At 60.0% G+C, this 20,660-nt stretch carries 13 protein-coding genes; 7 read left to right on the top strand and 6 right to left on the bottom strand.

Features of this window, described 5'->3' with window-relative positions; all coding sequences use genetic code 11:
* Positions 1-4: 4 nt before the first annotated feature.
* Positions 5-1,144, top strand: a complete 1,140-nt coding sequence (gene nagA, locus VMU57_RS07855) for an N-acetylglucosamine-6-phosphate deacetylase (RefSeq protein WP_325382172.1) — start codon at positions 5-7, stop codon at positions 1,142-1,144.
* Positions 1,145-1,192: 48 nt separating this feature from the next.
* Here nagA and VMU57_RS07850 read toward each other — a convergent pair whose 3' ends face one another.
* Positions 1,193-2,746, bottom strand: a complete 1,554-nt coding sequence (locus tag VMU57_RS07850; protein WP_325382170.1) for a hypothetical protein — start codon at positions 2,744-2,746, stop codon at positions 1,193-1,195.
* Positions 2,747-2,922: 176 nt separating this feature from the next.
* On the opposite strand from VMU57_RS07850, the gene VMU57_RS07845 reads away from it, so the two are divergent.
* Positions 2,923-4,236, top strand: a complete 1,314-nt coding sequence (locus tag VMU57_RS07845) for an Hsp70 family protein (protein ID WP_325382168.1) — start codon at positions 2,923-2,925, stop codon at positions 4,234-4,236.
* Here the strand turns inward: VMU57_RS07845 and VMU57_RS07840 are convergent.
* On the bottom strand, positions 4,233-5,165 hold the full coding sequence (locus VMU57_RS07840) for an N-acetylglucosamine kinase (protein ID WP_325382166.1): 933 nt from the start codon (positions 5,163-5,165) through the stop codon (positions 4,233-4,235). The genes VMU57_RS07845 and VMU57_RS07840 overlap by 4 nt on opposite strands.
* A 132-nt stretch (positions 5,166-5,297) precedes the next feature.
* On the opposite strand from VMU57_RS07840, the gene VMU57_RS07835 reads away from it, so the two are divergent.
* On the top strand, positions 5,298-9,443 hold the full coding sequence (locus tag VMU57_RS07835; protein ID WP_414648617.1) for a sodium:solute symporter family transporter: 4,146 nt from the start codon (positions 5,298-5,300) through the stop codon (positions 9,441-9,443).
* A 112-nt stretch (positions 9,444-9,555) separates the two neighbouring features.
* The gene (phoU, locus tag VMU57_RS07830; protein WP_325382164.1) at positions 9,556-10,230 is read left to right on the top strand and encodes a phosphate signaling complex protein PhoU; all 675 of its coding nucleotides are present in this window, start codon (positions 9,556-9,558) and stop codon (positions 10,228-10,230) included.
* A gap of 3 nt (positions 10,231-10,233) precedes the next feature.
* Here the strand turns inward: phoU and VMU57_RS07825 are convergent, their stop codons facing one another.
* The 4 genes from VMU57_RS07825 to VMU57_RS07810 form a co-directional block, all read right to left on the bottom strand.
* A complete protein-coding gene (locus tag VMU57_RS07825; RefSeq protein ID WP_325382162.1) occupies positions 10,234-11,826 on the bottom strand; it encodes an aldehyde dehydrogenase (NADP(+)) in 1,593 nt (530 codons plus the stop codon).
* 127 nt (positions 11,827-11,953) lie between these two features.
* A complete protein-coding gene (locus VMU57_RS07820) occupies positions 11,954-13,414 on the bottom strand; it encodes a sulfatase-like hydrolase/transferase (RefSeq protein ID WP_325382160.1) in 1,461 nt (486 codons plus the stop codon).
* 146 nt (positions 13,415-13,560) lie between these two features.
* Entirely contained in the window at positions 13,561-15,687 is a 2,127-nt protein-coding gene (locus tag VMU57_RS07815; RefSeq protein ID WP_325382158.1) for an acetylxylan esterase, read from the bottom strand.
* 63 nt (positions 15,688-15,750) lie between these two features.
* The gene (locus VMU57_RS07810; protein ID WP_325382156.1) at positions 15,751-17,178 is read right to left on the bottom strand and encodes a glycoside hydrolase family 28 protein; all 1,428 of its coding nucleotides are present in this window, start codon (positions 17,176-17,178) and stop codon (positions 15,751-15,753) included.
* 146 nt (positions 17,179-17,324) lie between these two features.
* Here VMU57_RS07810 and mtnA point away from each other — a divergent pair, with 146 nt between their 5' ends.
* The 3 genes from mtnA to VMU57_RS07795 all read left to right on the top strand — a co-directional run bounded on the left by mtnA (position 17,325) and on the right by VMU57_RS07795 (position 20,270).
* On the top strand, positions 17,325-18,392 hold the full coding sequence (gene mtnA, locus VMU57_RS07805) for an S-methyl-5-thioribose-1-phosphate isomerase (RefSeq protein WP_325382154.1): 1,068 nt from the start codon (positions 17,325-17,327) through the stop codon (positions 18,390-18,392).
* 181 nt (positions 18,393-18,573) lie between these two features.
* Complete coding sequence (locus VMU57_RS07800; protein ID WP_325382152.1) at positions 18,574-18,882, top strand: permease; 309 nt, start codon at positions 18,574-18,576, stop codon at positions 18,880-18,882.
* Positions 18,883-18,959: 77 nt separating this feature from the next.
* Positions 18,960-20,270: a rhamnogalacturonan acetylesterase gene (locus tag VMU57_RS07795; RefSeq protein WP_325382150.1), complete on the top strand. Its 1,311-nt coding sequence runs from the start codon at positions 18,960-18,962 to the stop codon at positions 20,268-20,270.
* The last annotated feature ends 390 nt before the right edge of the window (positions 20,271-20,660 follow it).

The following is a 20,660-nucleotide window of genomic DNA, read 5'->3' as shown; positions in this document are numbered from 1 at the left end:
CTCGATGCCAACCACTCTTACAGCACGCCAGCTTTATACCTCGCAAGGCACCATCAATCAACCCGTCATCGTCATCGACGATGACGGGTTGATTGCCAGCATCCACTCCGACCCTGCAAATAAATCGGAAGACGTGCTGACCACGACCTTTTTCGACATCCATACGCACGGCGCGGCCAACTACGACGTCATGCATGCCAGCCCCGCAGAGCTAGGCATTGTGAACAGATTTCTGGTTACTCACGGCGTCGGACATTACCTGCCCACCACGGTCACGGCCCCTATCGACCAGACGCTGCGGTCGCTCGAAGCATTGGCCAATGCCGTCGAATCGCGGACTCCTGCCAATGAGGCGAGGCCTATCGGGATTCATCTCGAAGGGCCTTTTATCTCGCACGCCAGGAAGGGCGTTCACCCTCCGGCCGATATTCTTCCGCCGGATATCGCTCTCTTTGACCGCTTCCAGCAGGCTGCGCGTGGACATATCCGTCTCATCACCATCGCTCCGGAGATTCCCGGCGCGCTCGCCCTCATCGAACATGCCTCCGGTCATGGAGTCAAGGTCAGCATCGGCCACACTGACGCCACGTCGGAACAGGCGCTGGCCGCAGTCGACGCCGGAGCCCGCAGTGCTACGCATACCTTCAACGCCATGCGCCCGCTCGACCATCGCGCGCCCGGCGTCATCGCCGTCGTGCTCGACGACGACCGTCTGTTTGCCGAACTCATCTGCGACGGGGTCCACGTCGCTCCATCGATGGTTCGCCTGTGGCTGAAAGCCAAGGGAGCGAACAAGGCTATCCTCGTAACCGACAGCATGTCGGCCACCGGGATGCCCGATGGCACCTATACGCTCGGGACGTTTCAGGTACAGGTAGCCGATGGCCGCGCCATGTCGAACGGCAGCCTTGCCGGAAGTGTTCTGACGATGGATCGCGCCGTCGCCAATCTGCAGCGCTTCACCGGCTCGCCCCTCGCTACGGCGGTGCGGCTGGCATCGCACAATCCAGCGAAGCTGCTGGGGATGGAAGACGCGATTGCTAACCCCATCGCTGGCAGCCCCGCAGACTTCAACGTCTTCAACGCGGCGGGCGAACTCCAGGCCACAATTCTGAACGGCGCACGTATTCAGACTCTCGGATAGAGCCATCCCGATTTTTCTCTGCTTCAATACCGTTCGAGCCGCGACGGCCTATTCACTGCTTCCCTTGTCTTCCGCGGGAAGCATCTGGTAGCTGACAAAGGCCAGATGCCGGCTGTCCGGAGCCCATGAAGGAACATTGATCGTGCCTGAGCCGCCAACTAGATTCACCAGCACCCTGACCTTCTTGTCGCTCAAAGACATGATGCGAAGCTCTATATCTTTATTGACCGGATGCCCGGCAACACCTTTTTCATAGCTGAGAAAGACCATCGACTTTCCGTCGGGCGAGATGTGCGGCGTCCAGTTCATTCGCTCATCGAAGGTCATCTGCTCGGGCTCGCTGCCATCGGGGCGCATCCGCCAGATCTGCATGCCGCCAGCACGGTCTGAGTTGAAGTAGATATATCTCCCGTCGGGGGAGCAATCCGGATCGTCGCTGATGCCGCTGCCGGTGGTGAGGGCCTTTTCTTCCCCGCCTTCAACCGGGATAGCGTAGATGTTGCCGGAGCCGTGGCTCGGGCGAGTGAAGATGATCCTTTTGCCATCGGGCGACCAGTTATGAAAGTACGAATTTGGATTTTCGGTGACGACGCGCGGCGTTCCTCCACTAGACGGGACGATGTAGACACGCGATTCGGGCTTGTCCGGCATGCTGCAGCTGATAGCGAGCCATTTACCGTCGGGCGAGAGGCCATGGCTGCCGTTGCACCGGGTGGCGGCGCCAATATCGATAGCCTCAGGTGTTCCCCCTGTCACCGGAACCTTCATAATTTTCCCGTCCTGATCGAAGATCAAAGACTTTCCATCTCTCGTCCAGTTGGGCGCTTCAAAGTGGCCACGCGTCGTATAGACCATCGTAGCTACGCGAGCGTCCGGGTTGATTGCAATGGTCTGAAGAGTGCTGTAAAGCGTGAGGGCAGAAGGTGTGGCTGGTGTCAGCGTTTTGAGTTCGACATTTGAAAACACCGCCTTCTCGACAACCTTGGCATCGTGCGAGCAGACCCCGAGACCGACATAGAACGGACCGTCGAGATGAAGCTTGATCGATGCGCCAACCTGATGGAGAGGTTCGCCGGTCATGCTGAGAAACATGGTGATCGTATCGCCACGTTTTTCGAGGCGAAGCCTCTTGGGCGATGCAATATTCAACTCAATATCCTGCGTGGTCGCGCCCTTTGCGCGCCGGTATTGCAGCGCGGTCAGTCCCGAGCCGTGCTGCGCTGCGTCGGCATAGACACCGTCGGCGTCCAGGTTCTGACGAACCATTAGAAGGGCTTTGCGATGGGGGCTTGGGTTCCCGGTCTTATCGGGAAAATCGATATCTGCCGTCAACGACACATCGCCCGACACCTTCTTCCATACGAAATGAAAAGCGTCAATGTTCTCCCAGAGATTCGCGCCCGCAGAGGAGAGGATGTAGGTATGCCTGGCTGGATCGTAGACGACCGTTCCCTCAGGGGTTACGCTGCCGACATCGGTTCTACCTTCGAAGACGCCGAGGTATTTGGCAATCGTCTGCGCCTGGAGTGGTTTAGCCTGAGTGCAACCGACGAAGCCGAAGAAGAAAATTACCCATACCCACCGAATAGAACTTCTGGACATTAAACCGCCTCCACGAGAATCAACATACGTATCCTGCGGACTTCCGCAAATCACAATAGAACAGATGGCAAAGGAAGAAGAGAACAGTGCACCACGCTAACTGAAAATGCGGGGAAAGTGAAATGCTGCAGCCGGCACTGGCTTCCCTGCCCCAAAATCTGGCATTCTGAAAGACCATGCCTTTTCCGTCCACCAACGTACCCTCTATCGGCATCGACTTCGGAACGACCAATAGCTGCATCGCCCTTGCCACGCCCGAGGGGTCAGTCGAGCTGGTCTCGTTTCCTACGGAAACGGCGAGCATCGAGTCCTTCCGCTCCATCCTTTATCTGGAACAGCACAAGAATGCTGGCCGCTCGCAGATCAAAAGCTACACCGGCCCCTCCGGTATCGAGCACTACCTTGAGGCAGAGCACAAGGGCAGGCTTATTCAGTCGTTGAAGTCCTACCTGACCAGCCGCACGCTTACCGGGACCGAGGTCTTTGGCCGCCGCTATAGCATCGAGGACCTTATCTCGCGCATCCTGACCGACCTGCGCCTGCGCGCGGAGCAACAGTTCGGCAAGCCCATTCGCCACGCTACCGTGGGCCGTCCTGTTCGCTTCGTCGGGGCCGACTCCGTCGACGATGACAACTTCGCGCTGGAGCGGCTACGCGAGGCTTTCACCCATGCCGGGTTCGAGTCAGTTGGCTTTGAGATGGAACCTATCGCGGCGGCCTACTCTTATGAGTCCACGCTCGATCACGACGAGTTGATTCTCATCGGCGACTTCGGTGGAGGCACCAGCGACTTTTCCCTGCTGCACGTCGGCCCCGGCGTCCGCAAGCGTGGCCGTGCTGCGAAAGACCTACTCGGTAACAGCGGCCTCGGGCTGGCAGGCGATGCCTTTGACGCACGCATCGTACGCAAACTCGTATCGCCTGCGCTCGGCGCGGATTCGTTTGCACGCTCGCTCAACAAGCTGCTGCCTGCCGTGCCAGCATGGATCTACGCCAACCTCGAGCGGTGGCACTACCTGTCATTCCTGAAGACGCGCAACGTCAACCAGATTCTCAAGAGCGCTCGCGCCAACGCGCTGGAACCGGAAAAGATTGAAGCGCTGCTCACCCTGATCGACGAAGACCTGGGCTACCAGTTGCATCAGGCTGTGCAGCGGCTCAAGATCGCGCTCTCGCACAACGAATCGGCGCAGTTCTACTTCCGCGACGGCAGCATGGACATACAGGCAGGGGTCACCCGCGCAGATTTCGAATCATGGATAGCCGAAGAGCTGCAATCCATCGAACAATGCGTGGATGGATTATTGGAGACGACCGGCATCGACGCTAAAACGGTAGACCGCGTCTTCCTGACCGGGGGAACCAGCTTTGTCCCTTCGGTACGGCGTATCTTCGAAAGCCGCTTCACAGCCGAGCGCGTGCGTACCGGCAACGAATTCACCTCGGTAGCTCGCGGCCTTGCGCTGAGGGCCCGCGAAAGCCCCCTTTAGCCGACGCTGATCAGCCCTGCCGCCGTGCGCGCCCGCCACAGTGCTCCCTCCAGCGAATTCACTGCTCCCTCCAGCACATGGGTCTGCGGTGCGGACTCTGCCAGCGCAGCAATCATCGTCTGACGAACGATCGTGACGTGCTCCAAAATACTGCCCACATACGCTACACCGATGGGCTCTTCGCTCTCACCTGACGTCTCCATCATCTTCACTGCCACCAGTGTTATCAGCTCGGCAAGATCCGCTCCGGCCCGCTCCAACACAGCCCGCGCCATCTCGTCGCCGCTCTCTGCGCATCGCACCACCAGAGGAACCAGCGCTGCGAAATCCGGCCCTGGCCGATCGTTTCCCTTCTCGACAAGCTCGCCCAGAGAGCTCAGTTCCCAGGCGTTCTGAACCTCCGTCAGCAGGTCGGTTTTAATCCCGCGATCCTTCGCCCAGAAACCCGCGCGCACCGCTTCCAGGCCGATCCACCAGCCCGATCCTTCATCCGCCAGAACCGGCCCCCAGCCGCCTACGGGATACATCGTTCCATCGGCGCTGCGGCCAATGAAGATTGATCCTGTTCCCGACACAACCAGAATGCCGGGACCACCGTGGAAGGCTGCGTCGAGAGCAATATCCTCGTCTCCGCATACTTCCACTTCGCCACTCACCATGGTCTTCATCTGCGTTTCGCACCACTGGCGCACTGCCGGAATCGAAACTCCGCCAATGCCGACACAGCTTCCCGTGACCTCCTGCAAGCTCACCCCTGCCGCAGCCGCCGACTCTTCGAGAAGCCGCCGCAACCGTGCCGTGGCCTCTGCTTCGCCCACGCGCATGAGCTTGATGCTGCCGCAATCGGCTCGCCCAAGGACTTTGGTTTCATCCGCCAGGACGCACCTGGTCTTGGTTCCACCTGCATCAATGCCAATAAAATAAGCCAAAAGTTCCGTCTCCCTTGTCGCGCAAACCGTTGCAGCGCCCTCCCCGTTATCATAATGGGCACAAGGGAACGCCGTCAGGCCCCTCACAGGAGAGTCGCATTGACCAGTAGCATCGAAGCTCTGGCGCTGGCCATGCCAACACGCCTCCATCCCATCGATCTCGCTCTCATCGCCCTCTACCTCGTCGGCATCACCCTCTTCGGCCTGAGCTTCCGTAAGAAGACCACCGGTAGCCGCTCGCTCAAAAGCTACTTTCTCGCCGACCGATCGATCCCGTGGTGGGCCATCGCCCTCTCCATCGTCTCGGCCGAGACCAGCACGCTCACCATCATCTCCATTCCCGGCCTCGCCTTTGGCGGCGACTTCGGCTTCCTCCAGGTTGTCTTCGGCTACATGGTTGGCCGCATCGTCGTCGCCGCCATCTTCCTGCCTAAATACTTCCAGGGCGAGATGCTCACCGCCTACCAACTCATCGACAAGCGTTTCGGTCCCACGCTTCACAAAGTCACCGCTCTGCTCTTCCTGCTCACACGAGCGGCAGCAGAGGGCGTGCGCGTCTTCGCCGTCTCCATCGTGGTCGGCATCGCCATCGGCACGCGCGATGTGCTGTCCATTGCTATCATCTCCGCGCTCACCTTGCTCTACACCTTCGAGGGCGGAATGGCCGCTGTCATCTGGACCGATGTGGTGCAGATGATCATCTACATTGCCGGAACGCTCGTCGCCATGGCCACCCTCGGAACCCACGTCCCCGGAGGATGGTCGCATATCCACGAAGTCGCTGCCGCTGCTGGCAAGTTCCACCTCTTCCACTTCGCTCTGAACCTCACCGAGACCTATACCTTCTGGGCCGGGCTGATCGGCGGAACCTTCCTCACCATGGCATCGCATGGCACCGATCAACTGATGGTGCAGCGAATGCTCGCCGCCCGCAACCTGCGCCAGTCCATCGTCGCGCTGCTCTCAAGCGGCGTCGTCATTCTGCTCCAGTTCACCCTCTTTCTCTTCATCGGAGCGGGACTCTTCGTCTTCTACGGCCTGCATCCCGCAACATTCGCCTCGGCGGACAGAATCTTCCCCACCTTCATCGTTCGCGAGATGCCCATCGGCGTCGCGGGCCTGCTGGTTGCCGCCATCCTTGCCGCTGCGATGTCCAACCTCAGCGCAGCACTCAACTCGCTCTCCAGCACCACCGTCGTAGACTTCTATATGCACTGGCGACCCCAAGCCGACGACCGCGAACGAATGATGATCTCCCGCTCCTCCACAGTAATCTGGGCATTTGTGCTCTTCGCCATCGCCGTCTACAGCGTCCACGCCGGAGGCAAAGGCCATGTCGTCGAGATCGGTCTCTCCATCGCCTCGGTCGCCTATGGTGCGCTACTCGGCGTCTTTCTCCTCGGCACGCTGACACGCTATGCAACCCAGACAGGAGCAATACTAGGCATGATCGCCGGCTTCGCGCTCAACATTCTGCTCTGGCTCCATCCCGACCCCATCGCACTCGGCCCCATCACGATCCCACACGTCGCCTGGACCTGGTACGTCTTCATCGGAGCAGTCGCCACCTTCGGCATCGGCACGATCGCCAGCTTCATCTTTCGCACGAAACCCAAAGCGAAAATCCTCGCCACGACTACCCTGCTGATTCTCTTCGCACTCAGCGCGACATCCACCTCAGCGCAAATTTCAGGTGCCCCATCCTTCGCGTCTTCTGCGAAGGGTGGGATCGAACAATCCCAACCCAACTTCACCTCCATCACCGCCCTTATCGACGACGCCGTGGCCGCAAAGAAACTTCCGGGCGCAGTCGTCCTCGTCGGCCACGACAACAAGGTCGCCTTCGAGCAAGCCTATGGCCACCGCTCGCTCGAACCCGCCGTAGAGCCAATGACCGAAGACACCATCTTCGACATGGCCTCGCTCAGCAAGTGCCTCTCCACCGCAGTAGCCGTCATGCAGCTCTACGAAGAACACAAACTCGCCTTCGATGATCCCGTCGCAAAATACCTGCCAGCCTTCGCCGCCAACGGAAAACAAAATGTAACCATCCGTGAGCTATTGACCCACTACTCCGGTCTTCCACCCGATGTAAATCTCAAAGACCCGTGGGGCCTCGCCGCGCCCGACAAAGCCGAAGGCATCCGCCGCGCCCTCGACTCGCTGCTCGTCACCACCCCCGGCACTCACTTCGAATACTCCGACATCAACTTCATCACACTTGGCGCACTGGTCGAAAAGCTCAGTGGCGAACCGCTCGACGTCTACGCCCAGCGACACATTTTTGCGCCGCTTCACATGGCTCACACACGCTATCTGCCGTTTGCAGAGGCGTGCGGCCCCCACGAAACCTTCGGAGCTGCCATTGCGCTTTCAGCCGCTCCGCACCTCCTCAAATCCAACGAATCCTCCATCGCCGTCTTCAAGGATTACTCCTGCCCTCCGCCTCATTGGATCACCTCCGCGATCATTCCCCATACCGCTCCTACAACTTACGATGACGAAGGCACCGCAGCCACCAATCCAGACTTCGACCACATGCTTCGCGGCACCGTCAACGACCCAACCACCCGCCGCATGGGCGGAGTCGCCGGACACGCCGGCGTCTTCAGCACCGCATCCGACGTGTCGCTCTTCGCACAAGCGCTACTCGACAAACTCCGGCATAACACCGGCCCATTTCCCCTCAAGCAATCCACGCTTGAATTGATGACCGAACCCGAGCAGCCGTCATCTGCCGAATCAACCGCCACCATCTTCACTCCCGACGGCAAGACCACCAAAGGCGTCGCCACACGCGGCTTTGGATGGGACATCAACTCGCCCTTCTCGCGCCCACGCGGCGGTGTCTTTCCCATCGGCTCCTTCGGCCACACCGGCTTCACCGGCACCTCGCTATGGATGGACCCCGCCAGCGACACCTACGTCATCATCCTCAGCAACGCGGTCCATCCCCGAGGCGATCCCCCCATCTCCGTCCTGCGCGGCGAGATCGCTACAGCAGCAGGCGAAGCCCTCCATCTTAGCGAGAGCGAGCAATCAACGAACGCGGAGACGCGCACCGGCATCGATGTCCTCGAAGCGACACACTACGCCGCCCTCGCCGCAGCCGCCGAACGCCACGGAAATCACCTGAGGCTCGGCCTCCTCACCAACCAGTCCGGCCTCGACAGCAAGAGCCACCGCACCGTCGATCTCCTCGCCACCGACGCTCCCAAATTCGTTCCCGGCCTGACGCTCACCACCCTTTTCTCGCCAGAGCACGGCATCTTCGGCAAGCAGGACACCACCAAAATCGCATCCGAAACCGATCCCGACACGCACCTCCCCGTCATCAGCCTCTACGGCCCCAAGGACTCCGACAAGCGGCCCCGACCGGAAGACCTCGCCAAGCTCGATGCCGTCGTCATCGACCTTCAGGATGCGGGCGTTCGCTTCTACACTTATGAATCCGTCGTCGGCTACTTCCTCGAAGCGGCAGCGCAAGCCCATATCGAAGTCATCGTGCTCGACCGCCCCAACCCCATCGGCGGCGAACTGGTTCAAGGCCCCGTCTCCGACGCCGGGCTCGAGTCCTACACCGATTACATGCCCCTGCCCGTCCGCCACGGCCTTACGCTCGGCGAGCTGGCCCGCTACATCAACGGAGAGCGCCGTCTGCCCACCGCAGCCTCTCCCGACGTTCAGGCCCCCATCAACGCGCACCTCACCGTCGTTCCCATGCAGAACTGGACGCGCAGCGAATACTTCGACCAGACGCGCCTGCCCTGGACCAACCCCAGCCCGAACCTCCGCAGCCTCACCGCAGCTACACTCTACCCCGGCGTGGCCCTGCTCGAAACCACCAATGTCTCTGTAGGCCGCGGCACACCCACGCCATTCGAACACTTCGGCGCTCCCTACATCGACGCTCCCCAACTCGCCGCCTATCTCACCGCACGTAAAATTCCGGGAGTCACCTTCGCCCCCACCAGCCTCTCGATTGACGACACCGCCAACCACTACCCCTACCACGGCCAGACGATTCCCGGCATACAGATCACGCTCACCGATCGCAACGCCCTCGACGCTCCTGAGCTTGGGATCGAGCTTCTCTCCGCCCTCCATCGTCTCTATCCCAACCAGTTCAACCTCACCAAAGCTGAGCGGCTGGTGGCCAGCGTCAATACGATGCTGGCCCTCGACAACAACGAAGACCCACGCTCCATCGCCGCTTCCTGGGCCAGCGATCTTGCAGCGTTCCAAAAACGACGCGCCCCTTATCTGCTCTACCGTTAGTAGCCAACCATTTCGACAGGTATTCATCTCACTACCTGACACAAAATTCATCTCCTCTTCGCCGTCTTTACGTCACAATAGAGAGATAGGCATTCAAAGAGAGGGATTCCCCATGCCCCGCATTAATTTTCAGCAACAACTCGTCGCACTGAAGGACAAGCTCCTCGCCATGGCCGCGCTCTCGCAACAGGCCCTCAGCCTCTCCATCGATGCCTATCTCGGCAGCGACAGTGGTCTTTGCGACCACATCAAGGAGATTGAAGAAGCCATCAACGCAGCCGAGCGCGACGTCGATGAGATGGCGTACGATCTGCTGGCCAAAGAGCAGCCCATGGCCATCGATCTTCGCTTCATCCTCTCCGTCATCAAGATCAACGGCGACCTCGAGCGCATCGGCGACCAGGCCACCAACATCTCGCAGCGCGTCCAGATTCTCGAAAACGGTCCTTCCCTCGCCCTGCCCGTCGACATCTCCGAGATGGGCGAGAGGGTCGGCGTCATGATCCGCACCGCCATTCAGGCCCTGCTCGAAGCCGACGCCAAGCTCGCCGACACCGTTCTCGCGATGGACGATGAGATCGACGACATGAATCGCACCGTCCAGACCGAGCTCATCGAACTGATGCAGCGCCGTCCCGAGGTCAGCAGTCAGGCGCTGAACGCCATCATCGTCTCACGCAACCTCGAGCGTTCTGCCGATCACGCGACAAACATCGCCGAAGACGTTATCTTCTGGGTTCGCGGCTCCGACGTGCGCCACAAGTTCTCACTGGCCCACGCCGAATAGCCTCTAAGGAAGCTGCAGTTTGCCGTCAACAAGCCGCAAAAGATGAAGCGGATTGCCATTCTGCAGCGGCTCCGGCAGCAGCGCCGAAGGTAGATCCTGATAGCAGACCGGCCGCAGCCAGCGCTCAATCGCCATCGCGCCGACAGACGTCGCACGGCTGTCCGATGTCGAAGGCGAAGGTCCGCCATGCACCATCGCGTAGGACACTTCAACCCCTGTTGGAAAGCCATTCGCAAGGATGCGTCCGGCCTTCCGCTCCAGCACCGGCAGCAGGCGTCGCGCGATCTCCACATCCTCATCGGCAAGATGCAGCGTCGCCGTAAGCTGGCCGGAGAGATGTTCCGCCACGGCCACCATCTCTTCGATGTCCTTGCACGCCACCAGAAGAGTCGCTGGCCCGAAGACCTCTTCCATCAATGCTGGCGTGGTCAGAAAATGCTGCGCCTTCGTCGCAAAGAGCATAGGCTGTCCCGCGCAGCTAGCCGGCGTCGCAGGTTGTCCGCTCCCCAGCTTACTGACCTTGTCCTCTCCATCCCATTGCGCGGTGCCATGCTCGTACGCGCGGTGAATGCCGGAGTTGAGCATGGTCGTTGCAGCCTTCGCCTCAATGGCAATCGTCGCGGCCTGCTGAAAGCGCTCGAAATCCGCGCCCTCCATACCGATGACGATGCCAGGCTTGGTGCAGAACTGTCCCGTCCCCAGTGTGACCGAATCCGCCAACCCTTGCGCAATCGCCTCTGCCCGTTGTGCAATTGCACCCGGCAGCACAAAGACCGGATTGATGCTGCTCATCTCCGCAAACACAGGGATGGGAACCTCTCGTCCGGCGGCAATCGCAACCAGCGCCCGTCCACCGCGGCGCGATCCCGTAAAGCCTACCGCTTGAATCGCCGGATGCGCCACCAGCGCTTCACCCACTGCATTGCCATCGCCGACGACAAGCGAAAATACACCCTCTGGCAATCCGCAGTCCGCGACGGCCTTTTGAATGACGCGGCCTACAAGCTCAGAGGTTCCCAGATGCGATGGATGCGACTTCGCGACCACCGGACAGCCCGCCGCCAACGCCGACGCGGTATCTCCACCCGCAACCGAGAAGGCCAAAGGAAAGTTGCTAGCGCCGAAGACAGCCACAGGCCCCAGCGGAATCTTCTGCGCTCGAAGGTCAGAGCGAGGCAGAGGCTTGCGCTCAGGCAGCGCACTGTCCAGCGTGACGCCGAGCCAGCGTCCTTCTCTCACCAGCGTCGCAAATAGTTTGAGCTGTCCCATCGTTCGTCCGCGTTCGCCTTCGACGCGGCCACGCGGCAATCCCGACTCGCTCATGACGCGCTCTACCAGCACATCTCCCAGATCGAGAATCCCCTGTGCAATCGCCTCCAGAAAACCGGCACGCTGGTCCAGGCTCGTCGTCCGGTAGGCGTCAAAGGCACGCTGCGCCAGCGTGCAGGCATCATCGACATCCTTCGCCGAGCCGCCGCCAAAATCCGGAGCTATTACCTCTCCCATCGCGGGATTAATGGAGTGCACCACTCCCTGCATTCCACGAACACTTCGCGCTCCAATGAGCATCTCGCCGGTAATCTCAATCGCCTTCACGCTGCCTCCTGGGTTTACCTACACTTTACTATCAGGCACGAACGAAACGGGGCGCGGAACCAGTCCGCGCCCCAATCTCAACCATTGCTGGCGACCGCATCACTCGAGAATTGCTATCCTGCCTGGCTCATGGATACAGCTTCGCTTCAGCGATCTCCGGCTCCGGCTCGCCCGAGGCGACAATGAGTTTCTTCAGCTCTTCGCGAAGCTCAGCTGCCTTGGCCCGGTACTCTTTTCGTCCGGCAAGGTTCACCAGTTCATGCGGATCGTTGCGCTGATCGTACATCTGGTACTCGTGATAGTTATTGCTCGTAGCCGCCCTCAGACCTGTCGGATCGGCTACGCAGTAAGTCCACTCCCTGGTGCGAATTGTCCTTCCCGTCATCGATTCGCTGATCTGGATCAGCTCCTTGTTCGGCCACGCCTCTCTCGCCTTCGCATCGTTGAGCAGCGGCAGAATACTCCTGCCCTTCATCGACTCCGGTACCTTCACACCCGCAGCCTCCAGCAGCGTTGGAGCGACGTTGATGATGCCGAACAACTCCGGTATCTGCTGCGCGCCCTCAAAGCCCGGCCCTTGAATAATCAGCGGAATGCGAACCGAGCTATTGTGCGTACTCCGCTTGTACTCTTCGTTGCGCGTCATGAAGTGGCACCCATGATCGCTGATGAAGACAAAGATCGTATCGTCCGCAAGGTTCTCCTCTTCCAGAACCTTCCTCAGTCTGCCGACCGAGGCATCGATGCTCTCGCACGCGCCATAGTAGTCCGGAAGCTGCTGATGCCAATCGCCCGGCTGCTCGCGAAGGTCGGCTGGTACCGTCGCATTGATAAACCGCTCAGCCGAACCCTTCGGCCCGACCATGCGCTTCCAGTCGTTCTGCTGGTGCGGCTCAAGCTGCGAGACGAACAGGAAAAACGGCTTCTCCTGCTTCTGCCGCAGAAACCGTTCCGCGCGGTCAGTGATGAAGTCGACGCGATACTGGTCCTTGAAAGTAATCTCCTTGCCATCGCCGTCATAGATGGTTCCGTCAAAAGGATGGGTCGTGTGCTCCAGCGCGTTCGCGCCCTCCCACAGATCGAGAAAGCCGCCGCGATACTCCGGCTTCACATAGCCCGGGCCTCCTCCATCGGCTGCCTTTGCCGGCGCAAGATGCCACTTGCCGATCAGGTTCGAGGTGTAACCCGCCTTGCGCAACTCGCCGGCGAGCGTGGGCAGCTCCGTACTCATCGCCGGGCCGTTGTGCCAGACATTGGTCTCCGTGGCATAGCGGCTCGTCATCAACACCGAACGCGCCGGAGCGCACACCGGCTGGTTGGTCACGGCATGGGTGAAGTTCTTTCCATGCGCCGCCAGTGCATCCAGATTCGGCGTGTTCGTAGAGCCATTCAATCCATTCGCGCCCACAAAGTCCCAGCGAAACTGGTCGGAGAGATACAGAATAATGTTCGGCTTCCGCTTCCCTGCCTGCTCTGTTCCCCGCGCTCCACTCTCAGCCTTCGCCCCGACGGGCATAGCCGCAGCCACCCCTGCCTGTGCCGCCGCTGCCACCGTCCCTAACAGAAAGTTCCTTCGATTGACTGACAAGGTTGACTCCTCCTCCTGCTTTGCACCGAAACTTTCTATTGAGAAATATTATCTGAACTGGAAAGCCTCTGTCGCTGCTGCTTCAAGGCAGCCACGCTCTGTACCGACAAATCTTTCCCTTCGTCTCGTTCCAACCCGCGCTCCTGCTAGTTAGTCTTACTCCACAAACTCGCAGAGAGATCGTCTGTACCGCTCAGTGGATGAGTGAGCGTCAAGCGAGAACCCAGAGCCCCCTCCAATTCCGGAAGATCGTAGTGCCGGACAACTCCCGGAAGAAGATCCTGTGGGGCATCCCTCGGCATGGGAGCTTCAATAAGGCTCCTGTAGCTGCTCAGTGCATCGTCAACCGTGATGTGCGCAAGCCGCGCATCCAGGACCGCAGCGTGCAGCAGAACCAGCCCAAGATGCCCCGAGGCCTCCGCTGTAATTCGCTTCGAATCGGTATCGGGCCGCGAGGCAAGATAATCGACTGCGCGAATCGTATCGTCGATCCTCATTCCCATAATCGTTTTGCCCGTAAGTTCCGCACGCAACTCCGTAAGGTAGAACGGCCCAAGAATCGGTGACTTCGTCTCTTCCGTGCCCGGCGGCGAAGGCCGAGGCGTAACCGCGAAGACCACGCTGCCTGCCTCGGCCATCGCTTCCATCTTCCCGGCCAACTCGTGCCGTTCAGCACTCTCTGCTGGCATCGACGCAGCATTCGCCAGCAACAGAACAGCGCGATGAACTCCCTCGGAACGAGGAAGAGCAATCTCGCCCTGCAAATCAATTCCCGGCTCCGAATGAAGCACGACTTGTCGAAAGGAGACGTCTCCCTTCACATCGGCTACGGTAAGATCGCTTTCCGTCACCAAATCAGGCTTAGGCTTACTGCCATGCGGTGCGGGGAGTGCGGCAGCTTTCGTCACCTCACGAACCGCGGCACGCAACTCCTCCCCACGCAACTCCTTTGGCTTCGGCAAAGAGCGATACCGCTTCAGGTTCAGGCTGTGCACGGTCTCGACATCAGGAAACGAGGTCGCCACCTGCCCAGTAGAAGTCACTTGAAGATCATCTTTTGTGATTCCCTCAGGCAGAGCGAACGGACTGGCTCCGGGCTTGCGCGGCGGGGGCAAAACAGGGTGCGCTGCATCTGCATCCGGCTGCAGATGCTTCAGAAAAAAACTGACAATACGAGCTTGAATCGGCCCAAGGTTGCCATGATGCCCGGGCCCTGTAAGAAACTCAAGATCGACATCGGCGTTGAAGAGCCCATAGAACCGCCGTGACTCTGCCTCACTCTTCTGCGCCCCGGCGAAGGGAAACATATCCTCGGTCGTCGCGATGATAGCGTAAGGCCGAGGTGCAGCCAGCTCCACCCAATCAGGAAAGTCCAATCCACTCGCAATAAAATTAGGCGTCGATTGCTCGGCATCCTGCGGGCCAATCGCCGGAAGCAGCGTATCGAACGAGGTAATGTAGCAGGCTGTTCCCACGGCCTTGATGCGCTGATCGAGCGCCCCCAGCAGGGCCGTCATCGCTCCGCCGCCCGAACAGCCAAACGCGCCAATGCGGTTCGCGTCGATCTCCGGACGCGACTGAAGATAGTCGACCGCTCGCATCCCGTCCCACGCGAAGTAGCGCGCAACCGCATCGCCAACCAGCGTGGGCTGCAGGCCTGCCTCGCCATGTTCACCCGTAGGCCGCGTCGCCAGCGAAGCCCCCGGCTTTGCCGGGTCGGGATATTGCAACCGCTCTCCCTGTCCAATCGGGTCGTACGAGAGTACGGCAAATCCATTGCGCGCAAACGTCGACGCAAAGCCGAAATCGGAGGCCTTCCCTGTAGGCCCATGCCCTGGAGCCACAACAATCGCAGGCAGCTTCCCCGCCTTCGCTCCCGGCTTCACATCCGGCAGATACAGCAGCGCCGTCACCGGAAACCTGGGCTGCGAATCATAGATCACCTTCTCGATGCGAAATCCCTGCGCCTGCGTCAAGCCGACTACTCTCGCATGCAGTGGCGTCCTCTCCGGCAATCCTCCAATCAGCGCAAGTATCTTTTTACGAACCATCGCCTGGCGCGCCTCGGCCTGCGCGCGCGTCGTAATAGAAGCCACGGCAGTTCTGCGCGCAGCAGTCCGCTCCGCCGCAATATGGTCGAGATACTCGGTAAGCTGCTGACGCCCGGCATTGACAACCGGGGTGGTCGTCGCGCTTTGTGCCTGCACGGCAACAGTAGAAAGAACCAGAAAAGCAGCAGCCAGCGAGGTACGGATCACAGCAAAATTGGGCATCGCAAACCTTGATCCATCGAGGATAGAAAAACACGAAGAGGACAGACCACCAAGTCGGTTGACTCAATGCAACCGATACGGCTGGCTCGGAGTCGGAACCGGCTCTCCCATCGGAGGCGATGCAATCGTCGTCGCACCAACCAATCCCTTGCCGGTAACGTTGCTGAGATTGAGCAGCGGTCCAGCAAAGCCCGTGACAGAAACGTTCCGAATGACCGCGTCCTTCACATTCGCTAGATAGATTCCCTTCTCGCATGTTCCCGACACATTCACCAGCGAGAAACCCTCCAGCGGCTTATGCGGATGAATCCCCGTTCCCTCCACCAGAATCGGGCACTCCTTCACCCGAATATTAGAGAAGCGAAAGTTCCTGATCGTCGGAATCCCCTCATCGCCCGGCACCTGGAACTCATCGCGAATGCCGCTGTTGAGAATATTGAACCGCAGAAAGCCGCCCGTCATATCCGAAGCATCAAGATCGTTGGCAACAATATTTTCGATAAACGCTCCACGCCCCGGCCTGCTCTTGATATAGATCGCGAACGTCTTCGCCCGCGTGAACTTGCAGTGCTCGATCCTCACATCGCGAATGCCGCCCGAGGTCTCACTGCCAATGCCGATGCACGCAAAGATTGAGTCCGCAAACGTACAGTTCTTAATCAAGACATCTTCCGTCGTCCGCAACAGCGCATAGCCCTCAGCCCCGCGTCCAGACTTTAGCGAGATACAATCGTCGCCCGTTGCAATATCGCAGCCATCGATCACCACATGCTTGCTTGAATCGATATCGATCCCATCGCCATTGCCGCCCGTGCTGCGGATCGTCAGCCCCTTGATGAAGATGTTCTCGCAGTTCGTCGGATGAATCGACCACATCAGATGATTGCTGGTCGAAAAATCTTCCAGCCGAATATCCCTGCACTCGATAAACTCGATCAGCGCCGGATGCCGCAGCGGAGTCTCCTTACGTGGCCTCCCGCCTAGCGCCGGATTGCCGACAATCTTCCCCGACCCCACAATGCCGATGCGGCTCGCGTCAATCGCGTAGATCAGCGCGATATGCCCTTGAATCCAGCGGCCCTCCCATCGAACCTGCGTCACCGGATAGTCATCAAAATCAGGCGTACCCAGCAGCGTCGCATCCTTCTCCAGCCGCAGCACCACATCGCTCCGCAGCGCCAGCGCACCGGTAACGTAGTCCCCGGCAGGTACCACCACTTCGCCCCCGCCAAACACGCCGCAGCGATCGATCGTCTCCTGCAGCGCCACGCGATCATTCGTCTTGCCATCGCCGGTCGCACCATAGTCGCGGACATTCAGCGTGACCTTCGGCGTATACGCAAAAGGGCTGCCGTCCCACCCACGCGCCTTGCCGCCATGCTTGCCTGGCATCTCCGCAACCGCACCCATCGCAGAAAGCGCAGGAACAGCAAGCAAACTCTGGCCCGCCTTCTTCAAAAAACTTCGCCGCTCAAACAAATGACTCGCCATCAAAACTCCTCAGTACGCAAACAAGGGAATAGTTCATACAGCCGAATTGGTCAGTCCAATTACCAGGATGGCTGAAATTCTCGTTTGGCAGGACAACATCTGTCAAGGACAGCCGCACTTCCCCACTCGTCTAAACTGTTAAAGACATGATTCCTACCCTCGAATGGCTCCCTACCGGCGTTAACTTCCTCGACCAGACCAAGCTCCCCCTCGAAGAGACTTACGTTCTCGCGACGGATTACAAGCAGGTCGCCACCGTCATCCGCGACATGATCGTCCGCGGCGCACCCGCCATCGGCGTCTCCGCTGCCATGGGCGTAGCCATCGGCGTCGACCGCAGCACCGCCACCACGCTGCCCGCCCTCACCGAAGAAGTCGCCGTCATCGCGAAGACCCTCGCCGAGACCCGCCCCACCGCCGTCAATCTCTTCTGGGCCATCCAGCGCATGCGCGACAAGTACAACGCGCTCGCCGCCGCCAACACCCCTATCCCCGAGATCAAAACCGCCCTCATCAAAGAGGCACAGCAGATGTACGACGAAGACATCGCCGCCTGCAAGCAGATGGGAGCCCACGGCGCAGCGCTTCTCCCCCAGCAAGGCACCGTCCTCACCCACTGCAACGCCGGAGCCCTCGCCACCTGCGGCTACGGAACCGCCCTCGGCGTCATCCGCGCCGCCGTCGAACGCGGCCATAAGATCGACGTCTTCGCTGACGAGACCCGCCCCTACCTGCAGGGCGCGCGCCTCACCGCATGGGAGCTGCTCCACGACAACATCCCCACCACCGTCCTCTGCGACAACATGGCCGGTGCGCTCATGCGCCAGGGACGCATCCAGGCCGTCATCGTCGGTGCAGACCGCATCGCAGCCAACGGCGACACCGCCAACAAGATCGGCACCTACTCCGTCGCCGTCCTCGCCAAAGAGCACAACATCCCCTTCTACGTCGCCGCACCGCTCTCCACCATCGACCGCGCCACCGCGCACGGCGATCTCATCCCCATCGAGCAGCGCGCCGCCACCGAAGTCACCCACTCCAACGGCAAGCAGATGACGCCCAACGGGGCCGCCATTCAGAACCCGGCCTTCGACGTCACCCCGGCCAAGTACATCACCGCCATCATCACCGAGCACGGAGTCCTTCGCGCCCCTTACAACGATTCCATCCAGCAGATGTTCGCTGAAGCCAACGCTCAACTCGCCACCGCCTAAGTCTTACTACAAACACTCGGGTGCCCCATCCATCGCAGCCTCATCGCGATGGGTGGGCGGGTAAATATTTTGTCCGGCACTGTTCCACCGTTGCTCCTACCTGCACCACACCTTCAAACCCGGCATTAAGCCAATCTCGCCTCCATAGCCTATCCTTGGCTGTACCAAATTTGAGTACAGCGTGATATCCCGAATTCTCAATCCGCAGAACCGTTCCCTCGTTCGAGGCAACACGCTCGTCCTCGCAAGCTTTGCGTTCGCCTATCTGCTCTCCGGCTTCCCCAACGACCGAGCCAACCCATTCCTCGCCATTCCCGCCTGCATCGCCATCATCGGCACCGCCGACACCTTCCGCTGCCTGCGACGCCAGCAGTGGGACCTCTACCAGGCAGGCATCCTGCTCTGTCTCTACATGGATCTCCTCTCCATCTGCCTCATCCTCTTCCTTCTCCTCTATCCCTACATGCTCTGGCTCACCGGCGAACACTAGAGGGCAGGCTTCCTTGCACTCTATTCGAAGTGCTAATATTCTCCCCTTGAAATAGTTTCTAAAATAAGGGAGCAAGCATGACCCGCATCACCCTCGCCGCATCAGCCCTGGCCCTCGCCACCCTCCTTCCCGCCGCCCACGCACAAAAGTTCGTCTGCGGAGCAGCCAAATCCGGTTACACCTCCCTCACCCCAGCCTCCGCCTACACCGAATCCTCTTCCGGCTTCGACCTCGAGACCACCCCGACCATCTCCGCAAAATCCTGCTCCAGCGACAAGCCATTCTTCTTCTCTGCCGCAGTCCCCGAAGGCAGCTACCGGGTCACGGCCGTCCTCGGCTCCGACAAAGCCTCCACCACCACGGTCTGGGCCGAAGGCCGCCGCCTCATGCTCGAAAAGATTCCCACCCAGGCCAACGCCTCCGCGAAGCGCACCTTCGACGTCAACGTCCGCTACCCCAAGTTCACCGACGCCGTCGGCACCGTCCAGCACGTCCACCTCAAGCCCCGCGAGATCGGCAATATGGACTGGGACCACAAGCTCACCCTCGAGTTCAACGGCGACAACCCCAGCGTGCGCAGCATCACCATCGAGCCCATTAAAAAAGAGCCCACCATTTACATCGCGGGCGACTCCACCGTCGTCGATCAGGACGTCGAGCCCTGGACCGCCTGGGGTCAGATCCTCCCCCGCTTCCTTCGTCCCGGCGTCGTCGTCGCCAACCACGCCGAATCTGGCGAGACCATCAAGAGCTTCGTCAGCGAGCGCCGCTTCGACAAGATCTTCACCCAGATCAAGCCCGGCGACTATCTCTTCATGCAGTTCGCCCACAACGATCAAAAACTCCAGCGCGGCACCGATCACGCCGTCGTCCCCATTGACGAATACAAATCGCTCCTCACCGAATACATCGCCAAGGCCCGCGCCGCCGGAGCCACACCCGTCCTCGTCACCAGCATGAATCGCCGCACCTTCGACGCCACCGGCCACATCACCAACTCGCTCGCCGGATATCCCGATGCCATGCGCGAAGTCGCCCGCGAGCAGCACGCCGCGCTCATCGACCTCAACGCCATGAGCAAAACGCTCTTCGAAGCCATGGGCCCCGAAGGCTCCAAGAAAGCCTTCATGCACTTCCCCGCCAACGCCTATCCCAACCAGACCAAGGCCATCAGCGACGACACCCACTTCAACAGCTATGGAGCCTACGAACTGGCGCGCTGCATCGTCGACGGCATCCGCCAGAACAACCTGCCGCTCAAAAAATTCCTCACCAAAGACGCTGTCGAATTCAACCCCGCCCACCCCGACTCGCAGCCCGACTTCCACCTGCCTGCGACGCCTATTCCGGCCAGCACATCCAACGTCATGAAGATCCCGCAAGTCTGACCATCCAGCATTCACTCAACCTCAAAACGAGGAGGCAACGCTAATCCAAGGTTGCCATCGCCTCTCCACTCGCAATTGCCTCCACTTGCTTCTGCACTTGCACTTGCCTCTGCGGTTGCACTTGCCGCTGCGGTTGCCCTTGCATCTAGGTACGCCAAGGCTTCAGCCTTGGCCCTCTATCCCGACAAAATAACGGGGGCTTCAGCCCCTGGGTATGCCTTCCTTAGCAAACTCCGAATCAAGAGCTACTCCGCCAGCAGCGCATCCACGTCGGAGGCAAAGACCGCTCGCTCGACCGCTCCCACAAAAGTCTTCGCCACGCGGCCATTCTTATCGATAAGAATGGTCGTGGGCACAGCCTCTACCGTGTCGCCCAACTGCGACATCGGC

It is taken from the genome of Edaphobacter sp. (assembly GCF_035532915.1).
GTDB lineage: Bacteria > Acidobacteriota > Terriglobia > Terriglobales > Acidobacteriaceae > Edaphobacter.
The sequence above is the reverse complement of the archived record's forward strand: the minus strand, read 5'-3'. Positions and strand labels throughout refer to the sequence as shown.

Excerpts from the sequence above, each read along its gene's own strand:
- nagA (WP_325382172.1), top strand. The coding sequence starts at position 5 with ATGCCAACCACTCTTACAGCACGCCAGCTTTATACCTCGCAAGGCACC.
- VMU57_RS07850 (WP_325382170.1), bottom strand. The coding sequence starts at position 2,746 with ATGTCCAGAAGTTCTATTCGGTGGGTATGGGTAATTTTCTTCTTCGGC.
- VMU57_RS07845 (WP_325382168.1), top strand. The coding sequence starts at position 2,923 with ATGCCTTTTCCGTCCACCAACGTACCCTCTATCGGCATCGACTTCGGA.
- VMU57_RS07835 (WP_414648617.1), top strand. The coding sequence starts at position 5,298 with ATGCCAACACGCCTCCATCCCATCGATCTCGCTCTCATCGCCCTCTAC.
- phoU (WP_325382164.1), top strand. The coding sequence starts at position 9,556 with ATGCCCCGCATTAATTTTCAGCAACAACTCGTCGCACTGAAGGACAAG.
- VMU57_RS07815 (WP_325382158.1), bottom strand. The coding sequence starts at position 15,687 with ATGCCCAATTTTGCTGTGATCCGTACCTCGCTGGCTGCTGCTTTTCTG.
- VMU57_RS07810 (WP_325382156.1), bottom strand. The coding sequence starts at position 17,178 with ATGGCGAGTCATTTGTTTGAGCGGCGAAGTTTTTTGAAGAAGGCGGGC.
- mtnA (WP_325382154.1), top strand. The coding sequence starts at position 17,325 with ATGATTCCTACCCTCGAATGGCTCCCTACCGGCGTTAACTTCCTCGAC.
- VMU57_RS07795 (WP_325382150.1), top strand. The coding sequence starts at position 18,960 with ATGACCCGCATCACCCTCGCCGCATCAGCCCTGGCCCTCGCCACCCTC.